Raw genomic sequence first — 21,458 nt, forward strand, 5'->3', positions numbered from 1 at the left:
TGTTGTTTCAGCAATAATATCCTTCAGTTCTCTGTTTCCCTGGATATTGTCATGAATACCATTATTCGGCCGCCCCTGTGGCTGCTGACACTGCTGATTATGTTTCCACAGGTGGTCGAAACCGTATACAGCCCTGCGTTGCCGGACATCGCCCGATCTTTTCAGGTAAGTAGTGAGCGCGCCGCTCAGACTCTTTCAGTCTATTTTGTCGCCTTTGCTGTCGGGGTGGCACTGTGGGGTTGGCTGAGTGACTTGTTCGGACGACGTCCGGCCATGATGGCCGGTCTCCTCTGCTACGGAACAGGTTCTGCAATGGCAATTGTTGCCACCGATTTCAGCGTATTACTACTGACCCGTATGGTGGCAGCCATGGGCGCCGCCGCCGGGTCTGTTGTGGTGCAGACCATGCTGAGGGACAGTTATGAATCAACCGCGCTGGCCCGGATCTTTTCCGTTATGGGCGCAGCACTGGCGCTGAGTCCGGTTTTCGGTCTGGTAAGTGGCGGCTGGCTGGTCAGTCTGTACGGCCATACCGGCGTATTTATTGCCCTGGCATCGCTGGCAGTGCTGTTGCTTGTGCTGACGGTAGTTATACTGCCGGAAACGCGGCCGGAGAGCACGCCAGGAACCCGGGGGGGCGGTCTGGCCTCCCGCATGGCGCGGGACGGTGTGCTCTGGAAAAATGCAATGCTCGTTGCCCTGCTTAATACTATGCTGTTCAGTTATTACAGCCTGGCTCCGTTTCTTTTCAGGTTGTTGGGGTGGAGTTCCAGAGCATTTGGATGGACAGGGGTCTTACTGGCACTTGCTTCACTGTCGGGCAGCCTCCTGAACCGGAAACTGTTAACGACCGGTATGACACCGGAACAGCTGGTACGTCATGCATGTACTCTGGCTTTGCTTTCCGGTGTCGCTGCCTGGTGGTTGCAACACTCGGCGTGGATACTTGTACCGGTAGCCGGGATTGTAATTGCCTATGGCATAGCGATACCCAACGTGCTGAGCCAGGCGCTGCACCGTTATCGCGAACAGGCCGGAGCCGCGGGAGCATTGTTCGGCTTGAGCTATTATCTGTTGCTGGGGATGATGCTGGGACTCGCCGGCATGGTGCAGCAACTGGGACTGGTTCTGACAGTTTGTGCGCTGATGGCGTCGTTATTAAGCATGTACCGAAGGTAAGTAAATATTGATTTTTCATATCCTGAAAAATTGTACGGACATACGGGCTATTATTTATTTGCGGCCAACAGGTCGATAGGCATGTTATTAATTGGCCGTAATCCCGCCATCGCAACGCTGGCGATTATGCCAGCGCGGCCGGGGCCTGCTCGCGCATCCAGTCAATAAAGCTGCGGTGTTTGGCACTGGCACGCAGGTCTTGTCGCCACAGCAGGTGGATCGGCCGCGGTGCAGGCAGGGCGTGCTCCAGCAGGCTGATCAATCGCCCTTGACGAATATCGTCGGCCAGCAACAGCTGCGGTTGCAGGATCAGCCCGGCGCCGGCCAATGCGGCACGCCGCAGCGCTTGGCCGTCATTACAGCTAAAAACGGTATTTTCCGGCCAGAGCGGCAGATCGCCGCTACGCCAGGCGTTACGCTTGTTCCACAATGTATTGCGCAAACAGCGGTGTGCAGGCAGATCGGCCATACTCTGCGGCGCCGGATGGCTGGACAGATAATCCGCCGAGGCGGCAATCACCATTTTATAGTCACCAAGGCGCTGGGCAACAAACGGGCTATCGTCCGGCAATTGGCCAACGCGAATGGCAAAGTCGAATCCTTCGGCGATCGGATCGACAAAACGATCGCTCAGTTCCAACTCGATATATACCTCGGGATAGCGGAGTTGAAACTCGCTGCACAACGAGGCCACCACGCAACTGCCCAGCGTGGTGGGGGCCGAAATGCGCAGACTGCCAGCAGGGAACTGCCGCAGGCTTTCAATGCGTCCTTCGGCGCTGCGCAGGGCGGCCATCACGCCAAGGCTGTCCTGATACCACGCTTTCCCGGCTTCCGTCAGGTGCTGTCGCCGCGTATTGCGTTGCAGCAACCGGGTGTCCAGCAATGTTTCAAGCTGGGCGATCATTTTTCCCACCATCACCGACGAGATATCCAGCCGCTTTGCCGCTTCGCTGAAGTTGCCGCTCTCAACCACCGCGATAAATACTTCCATACAGCGTAATTTATTCATGATTGCTAACTTTTAGTTTGGGATGAGTAAATTTTTTAGCCATTTTTCCGCTAATACAACTGTATCACTATGTAATCCTGTTTAACGCGAGTGGAGAAAAAAATGAAGATCTTGGTGATTGGTGCCAGTGGCGCGCTCGGTAGTGGCATTGTTAGCGCTTTGGAGCACGAGCATGAAATTATTCGCGTCGGCAAGACGCAGGGGGAATTGCAGGTTGATTTAACGCAGGAACAGAGCATCAGAGCAATGTTTGCCCGCATCGGTAGGGTCGATGCAATCGTGGCGGCGACCGGCAGCGTACATTTTGCACCGCTGGCAGAAATGACCAGCGCACAGTTTGCCTCCGGTCTGCATGACAAGTTGATGGGGCAGGTACAGCTGGTGTTGATCGGCAAAGATTACCTTAATCCAGGTGGATCGTTCACGCTGACCAGTGGAATTCTGGCGCAACAGCCGATCCGCACCGGCGTCAACGCTACCGCGGTCAACGCCGCGCTGGAGGGATTTGTTCTGGCGGCCGCCTGTGAATTGCCGGGACTGCGAATCAACGTGGTCAGCCCAACGGTATTGAGCGAATCATTAGAAAAATACGGCGCTTTCTTCCCGGGCTTTGACAGCGCGCCGGTAAGCAGAGTAGCCATGGCTTACCGACGCAGCATCGAGGGCATCGACAGCGGAAAAGTCTATCGCGTCTGGTGACGGTTGCATTAATTTTTGTGTCTTTTCAAACGCTGCGAGTTAGGCCATATTATCTGCGCTTTTTTGAGAAAAGAAATCATTATCATTCAATTAGGTGCAAATAATGAAAAGATGGCAACTATTTCTGGGAATGATTGGTATCAGTCTGCTGTTTTCGGCAACTGCTGCGCCAATCGTGGTCACTGACGTCAGCGGCCGGCAGGTGACGCTGCCCGGCGTGGCGCAGCGTATCATTTTAGGCGAAGGGCGGCAGATGTACCTGCTCGCAGCGTTTGATACCGAAGAGCCGTTCAAACGGGTGGTCGGTTGGCGTGACGACTTCCACAAGGCAGATTATGACGGCTATAAAGCCTACGAAGACAAATATCCACAGATCAAGAAATTGCCGACCTTTGGCGGTGCCAAAGACGGTACTTTCAACGTTGAACAGGCGCTGACGCTGAAGCCGGATCTGGTGCTGATGAACCTGGAGTCAAAAGCGGCAACCGACGAAGGCGGCTTGATCGCCAAGCTGGAAAAACTCGATATTCCCGTAGTGTTCATCGATTTTCGTGAAAAACCGTTCGAAAACGCCGAGAAAAGCATTCACATCATGGGACAGGTACTGGGCAAGCCGCAGCGCGCCGAGGAGATTATTCGCTTCCGCCAGCAGCAGATTGACATCGTCACCTCGCGACTGGCGAACTTCACCGGCCACCGCCCACGGGTGATGATTGACCGCGCCGGGGGCTATGACGACGAATGCTGCATGTCGTTCGGCGATGAGAACTTTGGTCGCATGGTGGAAGTGACCGGCGGGCAGAACATCGCCAAGGGGTTGATCCCCGGCACCTTTGGCACGCTCAATCCTGAACAGATCATTGCCAGCAACCCCGAGGTGGTGATCGTCACCGGCGCGAACTGGAAGAACTACAATACCGTGGGCAAATGGGTCGGCGTAGGGCCGGGGGCCGATGTGGAAGAAGCAACGAAACGCCTGCAAGCGCTGATGATGCGGCCAGCATTTAAAACGCTGCCGGTGGCGCACAACGGTAACGTTCATGCCATCTGGCATCAGTTTTATGACAGCCCGTACCAGTTTGTCGCCATCCAGGCAATTGCCAAGTGGCTGCACCCAGAACTGTTCAAGGATCTGGATCCGGACGCCACCTTCCGCGAGTTCCATCAAAAATTCCTGCCGCTGCCGTACAAACCGGGCTACTGGGTTTCATTGCCGGCGCAGTGATCGCCAACCTCACGTCAGCCAATATCTACGGGCCCCAAACGGGGCCCGACAGTTAATATTATTGCTGATGCTCCAGGACATTTCCCTCGCGGCCGCCGCTGCTGATGGCGATACGCTGCGGTTTTTCCTCTTCGGGAACTTCATACTCCAGACTCAACTGTAGCAAGCCGTTGGACAGATTGGCACTGCCGACCTTGATACGGTTGCTCAGGCTGAAACTCAAGGTAAAGGCAGATTGTGAAATCCCGCGATGCAGCCATTTTATCTGCTCATCGTTGCTCGATGTCTCACGCTTGCCAGAAATCGTTAATTGGGTATTTTGCACTGCAATATCCAGCTCACTTTCCTGGAATCCAGGCACGCTGACCGTCAGTTCATAATGGGTGTCGTCGCGTTGAATCAGATTGTAACTTGGCGTATCAGACAACGGAGCATCGCCGGTCAAGCGGCTGAATAACCGATCCATGCGATCAAAGCGGTCGGAGAACAGGTTGTCAGTGATAGTTGGTATCAGAGAGAAGGGACGATAGGCCATGATATTACCTCCTATATGTCAGGTTTCACTCGATAAAAAATGGCGAGTATCATTGCTCACGACGATACTCACTGCTATCAACCCACGATCAATCTGGGGATGTTCGGGAAAATTTCAAGCCCCCGTTTCCCCAGCAGAGGTACATCCAATGGATCGGCAGATCCCCATCACGATAACGCGCCAGCTGGCGCTCGCCGAGGCGGAGCTGCAACGCCACCTGGGCAACACGCTGTGCGCGATACATCTTTTTGGCTCGGCGCTCGAGGGCGGCCTGCAACCGCACAGCGATATTGACCTGCTGGTCACCGTGCACACGCCGCCGTCGGCGCAGTTGCGGCAGGGGTTGCAGCGCGCGCTGCTGGCGGTTTCGGCGCCACCGGCGGCAGACAGTGCGCTGCGGGCGCTGGAGGTCACGGTTGTCAGTCTTGCAGAGATAGTGCCTTGGCGCTACCCGGCAAAACGCGAGCTGCAGTTTGGCGAATGGTTACGGCAGGATATTTTGCACCACCAGTTCGAAATGCCGATGCAGGATCACGATCTGGCGATCCTGCTGACCAAAGTCCGGCAATGCAGTGTGCCACTGAAAGGGCCAGTAGCGCAGGAACTGTTCGACGCGATACCGCAACGGGATTTCCTTCAGGCTCTTGGTGACACGGTCATGCAATGGAATACGCCAGATGACTGGCACGGGGACGAGCGGAACATCGTTCTCGCATTGGCTCGCATCTGGTATAGCGCGGCAACCGGGCAGATTGCCCCCAAACAGCAGGCCGCCGCCTGGTTGCTGGAACGTATTGATGCCCGCCATGCACCGGTATTACGCACCGCGCAGCAGGCCTATCTGGGATTGGCTCCCGACACTCTGGCCACTCAGGCTGGCGCGACTGCCGAATTTATCGGCTTTGCCAAACGCCATATCTGCCGACTGTTGGCGCCAGCTTGCTGAATACAGGCCATAGATGCAGGGGATTAGGCCAATCCATCGACGATGGTAATCATCACCTCTGCTACACCGTCGCGCTGCTGCTTCGCCCGCTGATAGGCGTCAGAGTGGTAGCAGGCCAGCGCGGTGGCGTAATCGTCAAATTCAATGACGACATGTTTGACATACGCCGTCCCCTCCAAGGAAATAGCCTGCTCACCGCGTGCCAGAAAACGGGCGTTATACTGCTGAAAAGCCTGCGGAGCGATATGCATGTAATGTTGGTAGCGCTGCGGATCCTTTACCGTAACGTGGGCAATCCAATATGCGGGCATCTCAGGACTCCTGTTGCAATATACGTTTTGCCAGGGCAGAGGCTTCGGTCAAATGTTCCAGCACTTCCTGTTTGGCCAATTGCCCATCACCTTGCTCAATGGCGTGATAAATACGCGTCATTCGTTCAAAACCGGCCAGTTGCCGCTCCGGGCTTTTCAACGTCAGCGCGCGCAGCCGGCTGATGCGGCTGTTCAAACGCTGGACGATTTCCCAGGCAATGGCATGTTTGGCAACCTGGAAAATAGTTTCATAAAAGGCCTGCGACGCGGCAACGCGCTTAATATCATCCTGTTCAGCCGATGCCTGATTAATCGCCATTAATTTGTCGTGCAGTATTTTCTTATCCTGTTTGCTGGCATTCAGTGCACAGTCGTGAGCGGCACTTTGTTCCAGTAACAAACGAATATTATAAATTTGCTCCGCGACATCCCAGGTTAAAATAGCCACAATAGGGCCTTTCTTGGGCAAAATTTCAATTAGCCCTTCGGCTTCAAGGTAACGAATCACTTCGCGCACTACGCTGCGGCTGACGCCCAGGCTGTCGCATAAACTGCGTTCCACCAGGCGATCTCCCGCCTGGAAATATCCCGCAATAATCGCCTGCCTGACTTTTTCCAGCGCCAGTTCACGCAGCGTTACCGGGGTATTTTCTATTTTCAACGATGCCTGTTGAATCATGATTATCTCTATTTTTTAGGATTATCAGTTGTCTTTATAACAACAATTAATTGCGCCCATTCAGATTAGTATTAACATCCTTTCCTGCGCCAAATCAACGCCGGTTTTCCCTGCGACAAACGTCGTTCACTGCCCGACAGGGGTAAATTTGCGATAGCTCACAGATTCGTAATCTGGCGAATAAAAGATCGCTTTCTTGCAGCAAGGCCTTGCCAACCGGCGTTTTTCCACGCTTTGCCACGCCATCTTTCGGGATTAAAAAACGCTGAAAGCCGGTAACCCATGGGCGGCTACCCTCAGCGTTTAAACCCGCTAACTGTTTAATATTAATCATTAAAATCCACCACTCCCGGATAGGTACGCCGATAACAGAAAGAATACCGTATGATGGTATACCAAACTTTGACATACCAATCGAGCGAATGTTATACCCTCAACTCGAGACAACTCATTAACATTTGATTTACTTTCGAGGCGTTTGTATGCATCCAGATATTCGTAAGACCTTCGTTATCACCGAAACGACCTACAGCGATGGCGGCAAGGCCGCTGACACGCCGCTGGTGATGATTGCCGCGGTGGCCGTGGTCAAAAACCCGTGGGCCGGCCAGGGCTACGTACAGGATTTGGCACCAAAAATCCGTGAAATGGCGCCGGTGCTGGGGGAGTTGCTCACCGGGCTTATCGTCAATGAAGCCGGTTCAGGCGATCGTATCGAGGCCTTTGGCAAAAGCGCCGTCGTTGGCCTGGACGGCGAACTGGAACACGCCTCTGCGCTGATCCATACCCTGCATTTTGGCAATCATTATCGCTCGGCGGTGAACGGCAAAAGCTACCTGGCATTCAACAATACGCGCGGTCCGGCCAACGCGCCGATTCTGATCCCGATGATGGGTAAAAACGATGAAGGTAGCCGCGAGCATTACCTGACGTTCCAGTTCAACATCAACGACGCGCCTTTCAGCGACGAAATCGTGATTGCTTTGGGCGCGGCGTTGGGGGGCAGACCTCATCATCGTATCGGCAACCGTTACATGGACTTGAAAGAGTTAGGACATGATCAGGAAAACCCAGCAGCTGTTTAACAACATGAAGGTCAGCTACCTGGAGGCGGGCGAAGGCGCGCCACTGGTACTGATCCATGGCGTCGGCATGAACGCCGAGTGCTGGTATCCGCAGCTCGAAGCGTTCAGCCGCGATTACCGGGTCATTGCCGTCGATATGCCGGGCCATGGCCAGAGCGACGGCTTTCGACAGGCGGCGACGCTTGAAGATTACGTCCACTGGCTGGCAGAGTTTCTTGCCACCCAGCCCGAGGCCGATTTCGCTGTCGCCGGGCATTCGATGGGGGCGTTGATTACCGCCGGTTTCGCCATTGAATACCCCGAGCGCACCAACCATGCGGTGGTGATCAGCGGCGTGTTCCAGCGTTCAGCGCAGGCCAGCCAGGCGGTATTAGATCGTGCCGAACAACTGTCGCGCGGCCAGGCCCAGCTGGATTCGCCGCTGACGCGCTGGTTCAGCGCCACCCCTGGTGAGCAACGGCTGCGCGAACAGGTGGGCGATTGGCTGCAACAGGTGGATCTGCAGGGCTATGCGCGCGCCTATCAGGCGTTTGCCGCCGGCGATCGCGTCTATGCCTCACGCTGGTCATCGCTGCGCTGTCCGGTGCTGGTGATCACCGGCGAATTCGACGCCAACTCCAGTCCGGAGATGGCCAGACAAATGGCACTGGCCGCGCCAAACGGGCGGGTGGTGATTATCGACAACGCAAAACATATGGTCAGTTTGACGGATGCGCAGCGGGTGAATGCCGAGATCCGCGGTTTTCTACGGCCCACAGCGCAGCGGCAGGCCAGCCAGAACGATATTGAAGGAGTGATCAATGGACGCGGATAAACGCAGACAGCTGCGAGACGCCTTTGGCGCGTTTATGACCGGAGTCACCGTCGTGACCTCGGTGGATAAACACAATAAGCCGATTGGTTTTACCGCCAACTCGTTTTCATCGGTATCGCTGGATCCGGCGTTGCTGCTGGTGAGCATCGACAAGCGTTCGGCCAATCTGGACAACTTCACGCAATGCAGCCACTTCGCCATCAATATTCTGTCGGAGCAGCAGAAAGAGACCTCCAATATCTTTGCCCAGAGAATTGACGATCGCTTTGCGCTGATTGACTGGCGCTGGAGCGACGCAGGGGTGCCGCTGATAGACCACAGTTCGGCATGGTTTGACTGCGCGCTGCACCAGGTGGTGGACGCCGGCGATCACGCCATTTTGATCGGCCGGGTAGAACAGTTCGAATCCAATGCCACCGCCGGATTGGGCTATTACCGTGGCGCCTACTTCACGCCATATCAGAATAGCGAATCGCTGATCACCAGCCCAACGGTCGTAGTCAGTGCGTTGATTGAGTTTGATGGCCAGGCGGTGATGGTCAAGCAGAGCGATGGCAGCTATGGCTTACCGAGTTGCGAAGTGGGAGAGCGCAGCGTCAGCGAAACGCTGGATCTGCTGATGAACCAGTTGGCGATCGGCGCCACCCCCGGCTTTGTCTATTCCATCTATGACGATCGCCTACGGCACAAACAGCATATCGTGTTCCTGTGCGCCTTGCCGACCGAGGCCGGCAGCATGACGCTCGCTATGCGCCACGCCGAATGGTTCACGCTTGAGAGTCTGGTGACAATGCCGATTAAAGACACCGCCTTGCAGTCGATGATGAACCGTTTTGTGCGTGAAAACGCGGTGGGTAATTACAGCATTTATTACGGCGATGAAAACCAGGGCGCCATCAAACAATTTGCCAGCTAACCGTAATCGGGAGTGAGTGATGAAACTGTCTTTATTCGTTCATATGGAAAGGACGTTACCCGAAGAGTCCCAGCAAAAACTTTATGAGGAGATGCTGCAACTGTGTGAAATTGCCGACCGCGGAGGCATGCATGCCATCTGGACCGGTGAGCACCACGGCATGAATTTTACCATTGCGCCCAATCCTTTCATCAATCTGGTGGATATCGCCCACCGAACCTCGCGAGTGCGGCTGGGAACCGGCACCATCATCGCGCCGTTCAATCACCCGATCCGTCTGGCCGGCGAAGCGGCGATGACCGACATCATCACCGACGGCCGTCTGGAGCTGGGCATTGCCCGAGGGGCCTATTCCTACGAGTATGAGCGCCTGATGCCGGGCCTGACCGCCTGGGATGCCGGCCAGCGCATGCGCGAACTGATCCCGGCGGTGAAGCAACTGTGGCAGGGCGATTATGCCCATCAGGGCGAATACTGGTCGTTCCCGTCAACCACCTCGTCACCGCTGCCGAAACAGCAGCCGCACCCGCCAATCTGGGTGGCGGCACGTGACCCAAACAGCCACGAATTTGCGGTTAAAAACGGCTGTAACGTGCAGGTGACGCCGCTGCATCAGGGAGAAGAAGAGATCGTGCGGCTGGTCAACTGTTTCAAAGAAACCTGTGAGCGTATCAAACCGGAGAAACCGCTGAAAATCATGCTGTTGCAGCACGGCTATGTTGCCGAGGACGAAGCGGACGCCCAGCAGGCCGCCGTGGAGTTCAATCGCTTCTACAACTATTTCGGCGCCTGGTTCAAGAATCAGCGTCCGGTTTCGCAGGGGATGCTGCAACCGCTGAGCGATGAAGAGATTGCCGCCAATAGCTACTATTCGCCGCAGGCGATGCGCCAGAACCTGGCGATCGGCACCGCCAATGAAGTGATCGCCCGACTGAGGAAATACCAGGATCTGGGCTATGAAGAGTTTGCGCTGTGGATCGACAGCGGCATGAGCTTCGAGCGCAAGAAAGCCTCGCTTGAACGCTTTATCAACGGCGTGATGCCTGAGTTTCACTAGGGGGACGGCATGGAATTTTTCGAACTCTACATCAACGGCCAGTTTGACGCCGGGGCGACACGCTTTCCCTCGCTCAATCCGGCGACCAACACGCCGTGGGCCGAGATAGCGGAAGCGCGCAGCGCCGAGGTAAACCGCGCGGTGGAGGCTGCCCATCAGGCTTTCTACAGCGATCAATGGCGCAATATGACCGCCAGCGCCCGCGGCAAACTCTTGCTGCGGCTGGCGGATCTACTGGAGCAGCATGCGCCGGAGCTGGCGCGGCTTGAAACCCTGGACACCGGCAAGATCATCCGCGAAACGCAGGCGCAGATTGCTTACGTTGCCGAGTATTACCGCTATTACGCCGGTATTGCCGATAAAATGTCCGGTAGCGTACTGGCCATCGACAAACCGGATATGGAAACCTGGGTGCGGCGCGAGCCGATTGGCGTCGTTGCCGCCATCATTCCCTGGAATAGCCAGCTGTTTCTGTCGGCGGTAAAAATCGGTCCGGCGATTGCGGCGGGCTGCACGCTGGTGGTTAAAGCCTCCGAAGCGGCACCGGCACCGATGCTGGCATTTGCTCGCCTGATCGATCAGGCCGGCTTTCCTCCCGGCGTGTGCAATATCATCACCGGCTTCGCCGAACAATGTGGATCGGTGCTGACTGCGCACCCGCTGGTCGATCATATCGCCTTTACCGGCGGCGCCGACACCGCCAGGCACATAGTCCGCAACAGCGCAGACAACCTGGCCAGCACCTCGCTGGAGCTGGGGGGCAAATCGCCGTTTATGGTGTTTGAAGATGCCGATCTGGACAGCGCAGCCAATGCGCAGGTGGCGGCAATCTTTTCCGCCTCAGGGCAGAGCTGCGTCGCCGGATCGCGTTTGCTGGTAGCGGAAAGCATTAAATCGGCGTTCTTGGCCAAGCTGACCGAAAAGGCGCGCAGTATCGTTATTGGCGCGCCGCAGCAGCCGGAAACGCAGTTTGGCCCCTTGTGTACGCTACAGCAGAAAACGCGCATTCAGGCCATCGTTAGCCGCTCTCTGGCGCAGGGGGCGGAATTGGTGACCGGGCATCACGAGATCGACCTGCCAGGGTTTTACTATCCGCCAACCATCATCGATTGCAGCCGGAATCCGCAAGCAGACTGCGTATCGCAAGAGTTGTTCGGTCCGGTGTTGTCGGTACTGAGCTTTAAAGATGAGGCCGATGCGCTGCGCCTGGCCAATGCGACTGCGTACGGGCTGGCCGCTGGCATCTTCACCCGCAACCTCACGCGCGCCCATCGCGTCACACGCCAATTGCGTGCCGGCGTGGTGTGGCTCAACACCTACCGCGCGGTATCGCCGCTGGCGCCGTTTGGCGGTTACGGCCAATCCGGTTTTGGTCGGGAAGGCGGATTCGACGCGGCGCTGGAGTATACCACCAGCAAAACGGTGTGGCTGCGCACCAGTGATGATCCTATCGACGATCCTTTCATCATGCGCTAACCGTTGGCCGTGACGGGCAGCCCAATGCCCGCCATGGCAGAGGAAAATCCGCTGTGACACCAGCTCGCGCCGGCGTCAGGAGACACACATTCGGCTAATCAGGCTCTGATGACACGCGCTGTTGTCCGGTTGGTTGCGCGTTTTTTTCAGCAGCAACCCTACAACCGTTAAAAATAATAATTCACTCCACGCGGAGGATATATGCATTCTCAGCCAGACCAGACAACGCTTATTGAAGACAAATCAATCGACTATGTGCCCGCCAACGAGCGCCACGGCCATGCCCGCAGTCTGTTTACCCTGTGGTTTTGCACCAACATCGCGCCGCTGGCGGTGGTGACCGGTGCGATTGCTACTCACACTTTCCATCTGAACGTATTTTCAGCACTGACGGCCATTATTGCCGGCCATCTGTTTGGTGGGATTTTTCTGGCGCTCACCTCTGCCCAGGGGCCACAGGTCGGTATCCCGCAGATGGTACAAAGCCGCGCGCAGTTCGGCCGCTACGGTTCGCTGCTGGTCATTGTTTTCACCACGGTGATTTACCTCGGCTTTTTCATTTCGAACATCACGTTGTCGGGCAAGGTGATCAATAACGTGATCCCGGCGCTGGAGATCCGTAGCGCAACCATTATCGGCGCGATAGTAGCGACGCTGATTGGCGTGGTCGGCTATAACTTCATTCACAAGATCAACAAGGTAGGTGCCTGGATCATGGGCAGTGCCTTGCTGCTCGGGCTGTGGCTGATGCTGACGCAGCCGTTGCCGGCCGACTTTTGGCTGCGGGGCAGTTTTAGCCTGACCGGCTGGTTCGCCACCTTTTGCATCTGCGCCGTGTGGCAGGTGAGCTTCTCGCCGTACACCTCGGACTATTCGCGTTATCTGCCCAAAAGCGTGGGTATCTTCCAACCCTTTATCTACACCTATCTGGGAGCCTGCTGCGGTACCATCCTGGCATTCGTCTTCGGCATGGTGGCCGTCAATCTGGTGGGTGGCACCGACGATGCCATGGTGGCGGTACGTCAGGCGACCGGCTGGCTAGGGCCGATTCTGATGGTACTGTTTCTGGTCAACATCATCTGTCACAACTCGATGAATCTGTATGGTGCGGTGCTGTCGTTGATCACCTCGGTACAAACCTTTATGCCGCAATGGTTGCCCAATGCGCGCATGCGCATTCTGTTTTCACTGCTGGTGTTGGTGAGCTCGGTACTGGTAGCGCTGGTGGCCTCGGCCAACTTTGTCCAGGTGTTCCTCAACCTGATTTTTGCCCTGATTTCGGTGCTGATCCCCTGGTGCATGATCAACCTGATCGACTTCTACCTGATTAACCGGCAACGCTATGATACCGAATCGATTTTTAGCGCCGACGGCGGTCGTTACGGTCTGATCAACGGCCGGGCGCTGCTGGTGTACTTTGGCGGCATTGTGGTGCAATTGCCGTTTGTCGATAACGCCTTCTTTGCCGGTCCATATGCCAATCTGTTGCCAGGGACCGATATTTCCTGGGTAATCAGCCTGGTGGTTACCGGCATCGCCTATCCGCTGCTGTATCGCAAACCGCCGGTATGGGCGGTAAAGGGCATGCGGGTAAACGCCAACGGCATCGATCGCTAAACGGCCAGCCCGCCTGGTACACCGGGCCGGTGGTTAAATCAAGGGTATGCCACCGCACGGCAGAGTCGACCATCATTGCGCGAGATTGAAATATTTCCTGCGCCTCCTTGGCAGCGGCCAAGGAGGCTGTGCGGCGCCAGAGGGCTTAGCCGTTCACTAGTTGATGAGCCAGGCGATTGTGTTGCTCAACGATCACCGGCACATCGACGCTAGTCACCTTACCTTTATCCACCACCACACGACCGTTGATGATGTTGTAAGCAACCTTACCTGGGTTACAGAACACCAGTGCAGAAACCGGATCGTGCTGCGCCCCGGCAAGTCCCACGCCTTCCAGGTTAAACACCGCAATATCCGCCATCATGCCCGGTGCCAGCGCACCAATGTCGTCGCGATTGAGGTTTTTTGCGCCACCAAGGGTGGCAATTTCCAGCGCTTCACGTGCGGTCAGCGCTTGCGGGCCGAAACCAACACGTTGCAGCAGCAGAGCCTGGCGCACTTCGCCAATCATATCGGAGCTGTCGTTAGAGGCAGAACCATCCACTCCGAGGCCCACGTGCATACCTGCATCCAGCATATGGCGCACTGGCGCGATACCAGAACCAAGACGCATGTTGGAGCAAGGGCAGTGCGCAACACCGGTACCGGTGCGGGCAAACAGCTTAATGCCATAATCGTCAAGCTTCACGCAATGCGCATGCCATACGTCGTGCCCGATCCACTCCAGGTCTTCCACATACTGCGCAGGCGTTTTGTTGAAAGTCTTTTTACTGTATTCGATATCGCTGACGTTTTCTGCCAGGTGGGTATGCAGGGAGACACCGTGTGCCCGGGCGAGTTTCGCGGAATCGCGCATCAGCCCTTCGCTGACCGAGAACGGCGAACAGGGTGCAACCACGATGCGGAGCATCGCACCGCGTTTAGCGTCGTGGAACTGCTCAATCAAGCGCTGAGTATCGTTGAGAATGAACTTTTCATCTTCAACGATAGAGTCCGGCGGTAGTCCACCCTGTTTTTTGCCTACGCTCATGCTACCGCGACAGGCATGGAAGCGCATCCCCATCTCCTGCGCCGCTTCAATGCTGTGATCGAGCTTGATGCCGTTCGGGTAAACGTACTGGTGATCGCTGGAAGTGGTACAACCTGAAAGCATCAGCTCCGCCATTGCAGTTTTGGTAGCAACTTTCATCATTTCAGGGGTCAGCTTTTCCCAGATAGGATACAGCGTGGTCAGCCAGGTAAAGAGTTCTCCGTCCTGAGCCGCAGGTACTACACGGGTCAGGCTTTGATACATATGGTGGTGAGTGTTAATCAGACCTGGAATAACGATATGACCTTTCAGATCGATAATTCTGTCTGCCGTTTGCGGCACTTCGCTTTCGGAACCCACGGCAATAATCGTATTGCCTTTGATAAAAACGCAGCCATTTTTAATTTCGCGCCGGTCTTTATCCATGGTCACGACCATATTTGCGTTTTTCAGCAACAGCGACTGGCCCTGAAACGGGATAGCATCTGTCACCTTGTCTTCAGTAAGGGAATATAACAGTTTCTCTTTGGCTGTCGCCGGTAGCGTTGTTAATAATGGAGCCAGCAAAGGTGCTTTAACCAATAACCGACGTAGCTGATCTGGTTTTTTATCCTTCATGACTACTCCTTGTTAAAATAACCCCATATACACACCAGTGATTTTCATGAAAATTTCCAATACTCAAAATTGTCCATTCGAAATATCAATGATGGCAATTGATTATGAGAAAAACGTTTATTTTAAATGCTTCTGCATGTCGATACGTGCCTGGATGCGCTAGCCCTGCAAAGGGCAGCGTTCTGTTGCATCCGCTGTTTCAAGGATAGTCAGTTTCTTTACTTACCGCTAACAAAGGGCTTTCTGATGTCGTTTTTATCACTTAATCCGCTCTCGGACCAACGACTACCAGCATATCTTTTATCCGATCGTCAAACCGAGCGTTCGTTGGTCAGCTCAGACATAACATAAGGATTATCTTAGAAAAAATGGCTTTTCAGGGGGTTAGCTCAACGGTTCATCAACAGCCTGCGCGTCCTTATTTTAACCGTTTGCCAAAACCTGAAAAAAATAGCAAAACTTCATTCCCAGCAACGGATAGCAACAGGGAGCAGGTTGAAATGAAACGTTTACCTTTTAAACCATCTGGTTTGTATTTGCTTATTTTCATGTCGTGCCACGCCATGGCCACCGAAGGATACCGTGAGACCGCACAGGCTGGCGTGCCCGACAGTTGGCGCAGCATGGAATTTACCAAACAATGGGGGCTGGAGGCGATCGGTGCGCAGCATGCCTATGCCAGAGGTTATAACGGCAACGGTGTCAGTATTGGCATATTTGATGAGTCTGTATTTACACATCCTGAATTTAACGGGAGATTAAATAAGGTTGATGCGAACGATGCGTATAATTTCGACGCGCTTGATGGTTTTCCGCAGCTGGGCGATATCATGTTTGGCGACCATGGTACCCATGTGGCCGGTATTGCCGCAGCGGCGCGTGATGGCAACGAGATGCATGGCGTCGCCTTTAACGCAGGGCTGGTTTCAGCAAAATTTATTGACAATGACAATAATTACTTTGAGAAGCTAATCCAAAGCGACACCCGCATCTTTAACAATAGCTGGGGGGACGATATCCCCATCCAGCAGGACGAGGCGGGAAATGACATCTTTTTAGCCGATGGCAGACCGCTGTACCAAGCAATAACCGAAGCAGAGGTTTTCGCCCGGATAACCCCGCAGCAGATCGCCAGTATTAACGAACTGGCCGGCCAACCGGTGCCAGGACAAGGGCTTGAGAATGAAAGCCAGATCTATGCCGCACTGCTGCGCGCGGTGCGTTTTGACAAGCTGGTGGTGTTTGCTGCCGGCAATGAGAACAATTACAATCTGCCGGTAGGCGCACCGTCCTTGCCTTACTTTTTCCCGCAGGCATTAACCAACTTTATTATCGTGACCAATCTGGACCAGGACGACGCGCTGCATCTGAGTTCCACCCGTTGCGGCTATACGGCAAGTTACTGCCTTTCCGCACCGGGCAGCGATATTTATAGCACCTCCGCACAAACCGACTATCAGCACTACGGCAAGACCGGCGAAAAGCTGATCCAACCCGGCTACGCTGTCGAAACCGGTACCTCAATGGCTGCGCCGATGGTGTCTGGAGCGGCGGCGGTGCTGATGCAGCGCTTCCCGTATATGACGGCGTCGCAAATCGCCACGGTACTGTTCACCACCGCCAGCGACCTTGGCGACAAAGGGCTGGATGCGGTATACGGTTGGGGGAAACTCAATCTGGCCAGCGCCATTGGCGGCCCTAAAATGTTTGTCACCGCCGCTGATATCCCCAAAGAGTTGTATATCGAGGGTTCCTATCAAGATAGCCAGTTTGTCGCCAACCTGCCGGGCATTGGCGGCGTGATTGATGCGGAGAACGGTAACCGGCGCGTCTGCGGCAATATCGAATGCGGCTACGACAACTGGACCAATAACATTGGCGGCCACGGCGGCTTGACCAAAACCGGCGCCGGCACGCTGGAATTATCCGGCACCAATAGCTATCTCGGGCCAACGCAGGTTAATCAGGGCGTGCTGCTGGTTAATGGATCCGTGTCTTCAGACGTCAGCGTCGAGGGCAGCGGCACGCTGGCCGGCACCGGCAGCGTCGGCTCGCTGACGATTGGGCGTGGTGGCAACGTCGCGCCCGGCAACCCGATAGCCGCGCTGCGGGTAGCCGGCGATGTCAGTTTCGCCCCCGGTTCCCGCTACGCTGTCGAGGTCGACGCCAACGGACACAGCAATCGTATCCTCAGCGACGGCGCCGCCACTATCGGCGGCGGCCAGGTCAGCGTCAGGCTGGAAAACCAGGGTAATCGGCTTTCCCGACGAGAGGCTCACAGCCTGCTGGGGCAGCAATACGCTATCCTGAACGCGCAGCAGGGCGTCAGCGGGCAATTTGACGCGCTGGCGTCTGATTACCTGTTCATCGCTACCGATTTAAGCTACCAACCGAGCCAGGTGACACTCAACGTCGGGCGCAACGCTACCCGCTTCGCCAGCGTAGCGCAGACGCGGAATGAACGCGAGGTGGCGACGGCGGCGGAGGCGTTGAACGCCGGTAACCCGGTATATGAAAGCATCCTCGGCAGCGGGACGGCAGAAGCTGCACGTCAGGCCTACCGTCAGCTGTCGGGCCAGATCCATGCCGATATCGCCACCACGCTGGTCAACAACAGCCGCTATCTGCGCGATACGTTAAACGGCCGGCTGCGCCAGGCGCAAGGGCTGTCGCCAAGCTCCGAGATCAAGGCGGATGCCGGCGGCGCCTGGGTGAAGCCAATTGGCGCCTGGCATCATGCATCGGGTGATGGCAATGCCGCCGGTTTTCAGGCGTCGACCTACGGGGTATTGCTCGGCGTCGACACGGCGCTTACCGGGCAAGGGCGCATCGGGATGGCCACGGGCTATACCCGAACCTCGCTGCACGGCGGCTACGGTTCTAACGCCAGCAGCGATAACTACCATTTGGCAACGTATGGCGGGACAAGCTTCGGCGCGTTGGCGCTGAGAGCCGGTGCCGGCTATAGCTGGCACCGCATCGACAGCTCCCGTACGATCGGCTACGGTGCCAATGCGGATCGTGCAACGGCGAAATATGGCGCGCGCAGCGGGCAACTGTTCGCCGAGGCAGGGTACGGCATCAACGCCGGCTGGCTGGCGCTGGAGCCGTTCGCCAATCTGGCCTATGTCAATGTCGCCGGTGACGACATTCAGGAAAAAGGTGGCGCGGCGGCGCTGCGCGGCGATAAACAGCATACCGAGGCCATGTTGACAACCCTGGGGCTGCGTACTCGCCTCGGTTGGACGCTGAGTAATAACGCCACGGTTGCGCTGCACAACGCGTTGGGCTGGCAACATCAGTATGGCAAATCGGAACGGGCAATCGGGCTACGGTTTAACGATGGCGCCGTGCCGATGACCGTAAACAGCGTGCCGGCATCGCGTGATGGCCTGGTGCTGAAGGTCGGCGTCGAGGCGGCATTGAACAGCAATAGCTCGCTGTCGCTGGGTTATGCTGGGGTGTTGTCAAATAACTATCAGGACAACAGCATCAACGCCGGTTTGAGCTGGCATTTCTGACCGTTGAATAACCGGCGCATCGCCTCCCGCCAACCACCGTTAGCGGCAACTGGCGGTTGGCGATAAATCGACAGGCCAGCCCGCAACGCCGGGCTGGTCGCTTACGCCCGGTTTTTCCGTTGAACGCCGACGCTGCGCAAGCGGCTGACGCTGAACGCGCCCGCCAGCAGCGTGGCGGCCACCGCCAGCCACAGGCTCAAACGTACCGCCTGCGCCTCCAGCGCGATTATTCCCATGCTCGTGGCGCCTGGATGCGCGGTAACCGACAGCATCACGCCTACCATCGCCGCGCCGAGGCACTGGCCGAAAGTACGCACAATCGCCAGCACGCCGGAGGCATAGCCGCTGTTTTCCCGCGACGCGTTTGACAGCATTTCGCGATTGTTGGGGCTCTGAAAGCAACCAAACCCGATGCCGCACACCAGGCTACGCATGCTGATATCCCACGTAGAGGCCGCCTCGGGCAATAACGCCAACAGACTCAAACCGAGGGCAAACACTGCCAGACCCAGAGTAGAAATCATCACCGGTGAATAGCGGTCGGCCAGGCGACCGGCGTGAGGCGCAGCCAGCATGATACCCAACGGCCAGGGGGTGAACAGCAGCGCCGAAAACAGCGCGCTATAGCCGTAAACCTGCTGAAACAAAAACGGCAGGGCAACAAAGGTAATACCCTGGCTGACAAACGATGCCAACGAGGTTAACGCCGCTAATGAAAAGCGTGCCGAGGTGAACATCGTCAGCGGCAACAGCGGTTTGGGCGCCCGGCGCTGTCGGTGGATAAAGGCCAGTCCGGCGATCGACGCGCCCAATGCGTAAGTCAGCGCGGTAAACAGCATATTGGCGCTAAACGCTGCCCCATAAGAAAAGCTGTTCGCCAACATGATCAGCGCCCCCAGACTTGCAGCGGACAGCAGCGCGCCCGCCACGTCAAACGGTTCTCGCGAGGTCGCAGAGCCGGGGATGGCGCGCCAGGCCAGCGTCAGAGCCACCATGCCCAGCGGAAGATTGATGGCGAATAGCCACTGCCAGCTCAGACCCGACAGCAGGGTGCCGCCAACAATCGGCGCAATGGCGGTAATGCTGGCGATCAGTAGCGCGTTGATGCCGAGTATGCGTCCCAGCAGGCGGTTGGGGAAAATCGAGCGCAGGATCGCCGGCGCAATGCTCAACGTAGCGGCACCGCCAACGCCCTGCAACAGACGCATGGCAATCAGCATCTTCAGCGAACTCGATAGTACACACCCCAAAGACGCGAGGGTGAACACGCCAAGACCAAACAGAAACAGGCTGCGAAAACCGACCCGGTTGGCGAGTGCGGCAAAGATTGCCAGCGTCATGGCAGCAGACAGCAAATAACCGTTGGCCACCCACACCGTAGCGGCGGCAGAAACGCCCAGTGCCTTGGCTATTTGCGGCAACGCGATATTAACCATGGTGCCGTCAAAAACCACCATAGTGGTGGTGGCCATGACCGCTAACATTGCCAGACCGCGTTCGCGCCCCGGCAGGCCTTCATCGTTTGGCTGGTTGGAGAAGAGTTCCATCGGCAGCACTCCGTGGTAGTGATAGTTGGTAGCGCCAAGATAACCCTGTAGGATAAGAGGCGGAAGGCGCAGCATTTGCAGTTATAACCTGCACCAAACGCCTTATCTTGCCACCCACTGCGAGCGTCCACCGATGGCTGAACCCGATCTCAATTTGCTGATTGCGCTAAATGCGTTGCTGGCTGAAGGTAGCGTAGCGAGGGCGGCGCGCCGGCTTGGCCTGAGCGCTTCGGCGATGAGTCGAACCTTGGGCCGCCTGCGCAGCGTTACCGGCGATCCGTTATTGGTACGGGCAGGGCGCAACATGGTGCTGACACCACACGCCGAACAAATCCGCGCACGAACGCAGCATGCCGTCAGCGAGGCGCTGGCACTGCTGCGGCCGACCAGTTCGGCGCTGGATCTGGCGCTATTGGATCGCACCTTCGTCATTCGTGCCAATGACGGCTTTGTCGAGGCGCTAGGGCCGGCGCTGATTGCCGCAGCGGCCAAGGCCGCGCCGCGAGTGCGGCTGCGCTTTGCGCCAAAACCGCAAAAGACCGCTCGCTACCTGCGCGAAGGGCTGGTTGACTTGGAAATCGGCGTGCTGGGCGATATGGGGCCGGAAATCCGCATTCAGCGGCTGTTCGACGATCGTTTTGTTGCCGTGGTCAGGCGCGGACATCCGTTGACTGCGGCTGAAACCCTTAACGCCATAGACTATGCCGCATGCGACCACGTGGTCGCGTCGCGGCGCGGCCTGCCTTATGGGCCGGTCGACGAAGCATTGGCCGAACAGGGGCTGACGCGCAACATTGCCGCCGTGGTGCCAAGCTTCCCGGCGGCGCTGGCGGTAGCACAGGCCTCCGATCTGGTGGCGCTGGTGCCAGCGTCCTATCTGCGTAACACCTCAATGCATGCTGAATCCGGCACCTCGGCGCTACGGGCGTTTGAACTGCCAGTAAAAACTGGCGGCATAACCGTATCGCAAATGTGGCACCCGCGCATGGAGATGGAACCTGCCCACCGCTGGCTGCGACAGCTGGTTTTGCACACCTGCGGTCGCCGCTCCGGCACGCATAACATAAGAAAAACGTAATTAATTGCCTATACTTCGAGCTGCGCCATTGCACCGGCCCAGCCTTGGCCTTGAGCCAATTCGGCATTCATTGCCAGCGACTCATCGACACACGGGTATCTGGCGGCCATCAA

18 protein-coding genes are annotated in these 21,458 nt (G+C 56.5%); 12 read left to right on the forward strand and 6 right to left on the reverse strand.

All coding sequences use genetic code 11. The features are described 5' to 3' along the window. The first annotated feature begins 51 nt into the window (after positions 1 to 51). Positions 52 to 1,179 carry an MFS transporter gene (locus NYE85_RS16135; protein WP_259005739.1) on the forward strand — a complete coding sequence of 376 codons (1,128 nt, stop codon included), beginning with the start codon at positions 52 to 54 and terminating at the stop codon, positions 1,177 to 1,179. A 124-nt stretch (positions 1,180 to 1,303) separates the two neighbouring features. Here the strand turns inward: NYE85_RS16135 and NYE85_RS16140 are convergent, their stop codons facing one another. Beyond that, entirely contained in the window at positions 1,304 to 2,191 is an 888-nt protein-coding gene (locus NYE85_RS16140; RefSeq protein WP_259005740.1) for a LysR family transcriptional regulator, read from the reverse strand. Positions 2,192 to 2,293: 102 nt separating this feature from the next. Between NYE85_RS16140 and NYE85_RS16145 the strand changes: the two genes are divergently transcribed. Further along, positions 2,294 to 2,890: a short chain dehydrogenase gene (locus NYE85_RS16145; RefSeq protein WP_259005741.1), complete on the forward strand. Its 597-nt coding sequence runs from the start codon at positions 2,294 to 2,296 to the stop codon at positions 2,888 to 2,890. Positions 2,891 to 2,993: 103 nt separating this feature from the next. Then, the gene (locus NYE85_RS16150; RefSeq protein WP_259005742.1) at positions 2,994 to 4,115 is read left to right on the forward strand and encodes an ABC transporter substrate-binding protein; all 1,122 of its coding nucleotides are present in this window, start codon (positions 2,994 to 2,996) and stop codon (positions 4,113 to 4,115) included. A 58-nt stretch (positions 4,116 to 4,173) separates the two neighbouring features. Here NYE85_RS16150 and NYE85_RS16155 read toward each other — a convergent pair whose 3' ends face one another. After that, positions 4,174 to 4,650 (reverse strand): Hsp20 family protein, encoded by a 477-nt coding sequence (locus NYE85_RS16155; protein WP_259005743.1) that lies wholly within the window; start codon positions 4,648 to 4,650, stop codon positions 4,174 to 4,176. A gap of 148 nt (positions 4,651 to 4,798) precedes the next feature. On the opposite strand from NYE85_RS16155, the gene NYE85_RS16160 reads away from it, so the two are divergent. After that, entirely contained in the window at positions 4,799 to 5,596 is a 798-nt protein-coding gene (locus NYE85_RS16160) for an aminoglycoside adenylyltransferase family protein (RefSeq protein WP_259005744.1), read from the forward strand. A gap of 23 nt (positions 5,597 to 5,619) precedes the next feature. On the opposite strand, the gene NYE85_RS16165 is transcribed toward NYE85_RS16160, so the two are convergent. Together NYE85_RS16165 and NYE85_RS16170 are read right to left on the reverse strand one after the other, a co-directional pair. Further along, positions 5,620 to 5,907 (reverse strand): DUF1330 domain-containing protein, encoded by a 288-nt coding sequence (locus NYE85_RS16165; protein WP_259005745.1) that lies wholly within the window; start codon positions 5,905 to 5,907, stop codon positions 5,620 to 5,622. A gap of 1 nt (position 5,908) precedes the next feature. Continuing rightward, positions 5,909 to 6,586: a GntR family transcriptional regulator gene (locus tag NYE85_RS16170; RefSeq protein WP_259005746.1), complete on the reverse strand. Its 678-nt coding sequence runs from the start codon at positions 6,584 to 6,586 to the stop codon at positions 5,909 to 5,911. A 482-nt stretch (positions 6,587 to 7,068) separates the two neighbouring features. Between NYE85_RS16170 and NYE85_RS16175 the strand changes: the two genes are divergently transcribed. The 6 genes from NYE85_RS16175 to NYE85_RS16200 all read left to right on the forward strand — a co-directional run bounded on the left by NYE85_RS16175 (position 7,069) and on the right by NYE85_RS16200 (position 13,551). Beyond that, complete coding sequence (locus tag NYE85_RS16175) at positions 7,069 to 7,671, forward strand: amino acid synthesis family protein (RefSeq protein ID WP_259005747.1); 603 nt, start codon at positions 7,069 to 7,071, stop codon at positions 7,669 to 7,671. Next, complete coding sequence (locus NYE85_RS16180; protein ID WP_259005748.1) at positions 7,643 to 8,485, forward strand: alpha/beta fold hydrolase; 843 nt, start codon at positions 7,643 to 7,645, stop codon at positions 8,483 to 8,485. Before NYE85_RS16175 ends, NYE85_RS16180 begins: the two co-directional genes overlap by 29 nt. Beyond that, positions 8,472 to 9,401, forward strand: a complete 930-nt coding sequence (locus NYE85_RS16185) for a flavin reductase family protein (protein WP_259005749.1) — start codon at positions 8,472 to 8,474, stop codon at positions 9,399 to 9,401. Before NYE85_RS16180 ends, NYE85_RS16185 begins: the two co-directional genes overlap by 14 nt. A gap of 19 nt (positions 9,402 to 9,420) precedes the next feature. Next, positions 9,421 to 10,458 (forward strand): LLM class flavin-dependent oxidoreductase, encoded by a 1,038-nt coding sequence (locus NYE85_RS16190; RefSeq protein ID WP_259005750.1) that lies wholly within the window; start codon positions 9,421 to 9,423, stop codon positions 10,456 to 10,458. A 9-nt stretch (positions 10,459 to 10,467) separates the two neighbouring features. Continuing rightward, on the forward strand, positions 10,468 to 11,934 hold the full coding sequence (locus NYE85_RS16195) for an aldehyde dehydrogenase (RefSeq protein ID WP_259005751.1): 1,467 nt from the start codon (positions 10,468 to 10,470) through the stop codon (positions 11,932 to 11,934). Between the two features lie 201 nt (positions 11,935 to 12,135). Beyond that, positions 12,136 to 13,551 (forward strand): cytosine permease, encoded by a 1,416-nt coding sequence (locus NYE85_RS16200; RefSeq protein ID WP_259005752.1) that lies wholly within the window; start codon positions 12,136 to 12,138, stop codon positions 13,549 to 13,551. Between the two features lie 145 nt (positions 13,552 to 13,696). Here NYE85_RS16200 and NYE85_RS16205 read toward each other — a convergent pair whose 3' ends face one another. Further along, positions 13,697 to 15,199, reverse strand: a complete 1,503-nt coding sequence (locus tag NYE85_RS16205) for an 8-oxoguanine deaminase (protein ID WP_259005753.1) — start codon at positions 15,197 to 15,199, stop codon at positions 13,697 to 13,699. A 500-nt stretch (positions 15,200 to 15,699) separates the two neighbouring features. Between NYE85_RS16205 and NYE85_RS16210 the strand changes: the two genes are divergently transcribed. After that, the gene (locus NYE85_RS16210) at positions 15,700 to 18,720 is read left to right on the forward strand and encodes an autotransporter outer membrane beta-barrel domain-containing protein (RefSeq protein WP_259005754.1); all 3,021 of its coding nucleotides are present in this window, start codon (positions 15,700 to 15,702) and stop codon (positions 18,718 to 18,720) included. A gap of 101 nt (positions 18,721 to 18,821) precedes the next feature. Here NYE85_RS16210 and NYE85_RS16215 read toward each other — a convergent pair whose 3' ends face one another. Continuing rightward, on the reverse strand, positions 18,822 to 20,267 hold the full coding sequence (locus NYE85_RS16215; RefSeq protein WP_259005755.1) for an MFS transporter: 1,446 nt from the start codon (positions 20,265 to 20,267) through the stop codon (positions 18,822 to 18,824). Between the two features lie 133 nt (positions 20,268 to 20,400). On the opposite strand from NYE85_RS16215, the gene NYE85_RS16220 reads away from it, so the two are divergent. Continuing rightward, the gene (locus NYE85_RS16220) at positions 20,401 to 21,345 is read left to right on the forward strand and encodes a LysR family transcriptional regulator (RefSeq protein WP_259005756.1); all 945 of its coding nucleotides are present in this window, start codon (positions 20,401 to 20,403) and stop codon (positions 21,343 to 21,345) included. Positions 21,346 to 21,458: the final 113 nt, after the last annotated feature.

It is taken from the genome of Serratia sp. AKBS12 (assembly GCF_024793895.1).
GTDB lineage: Bacteria > Pseudomonadota > Gammaproteobacteria > Enterobacterales > Enterobacteriaceae > Serratia_F.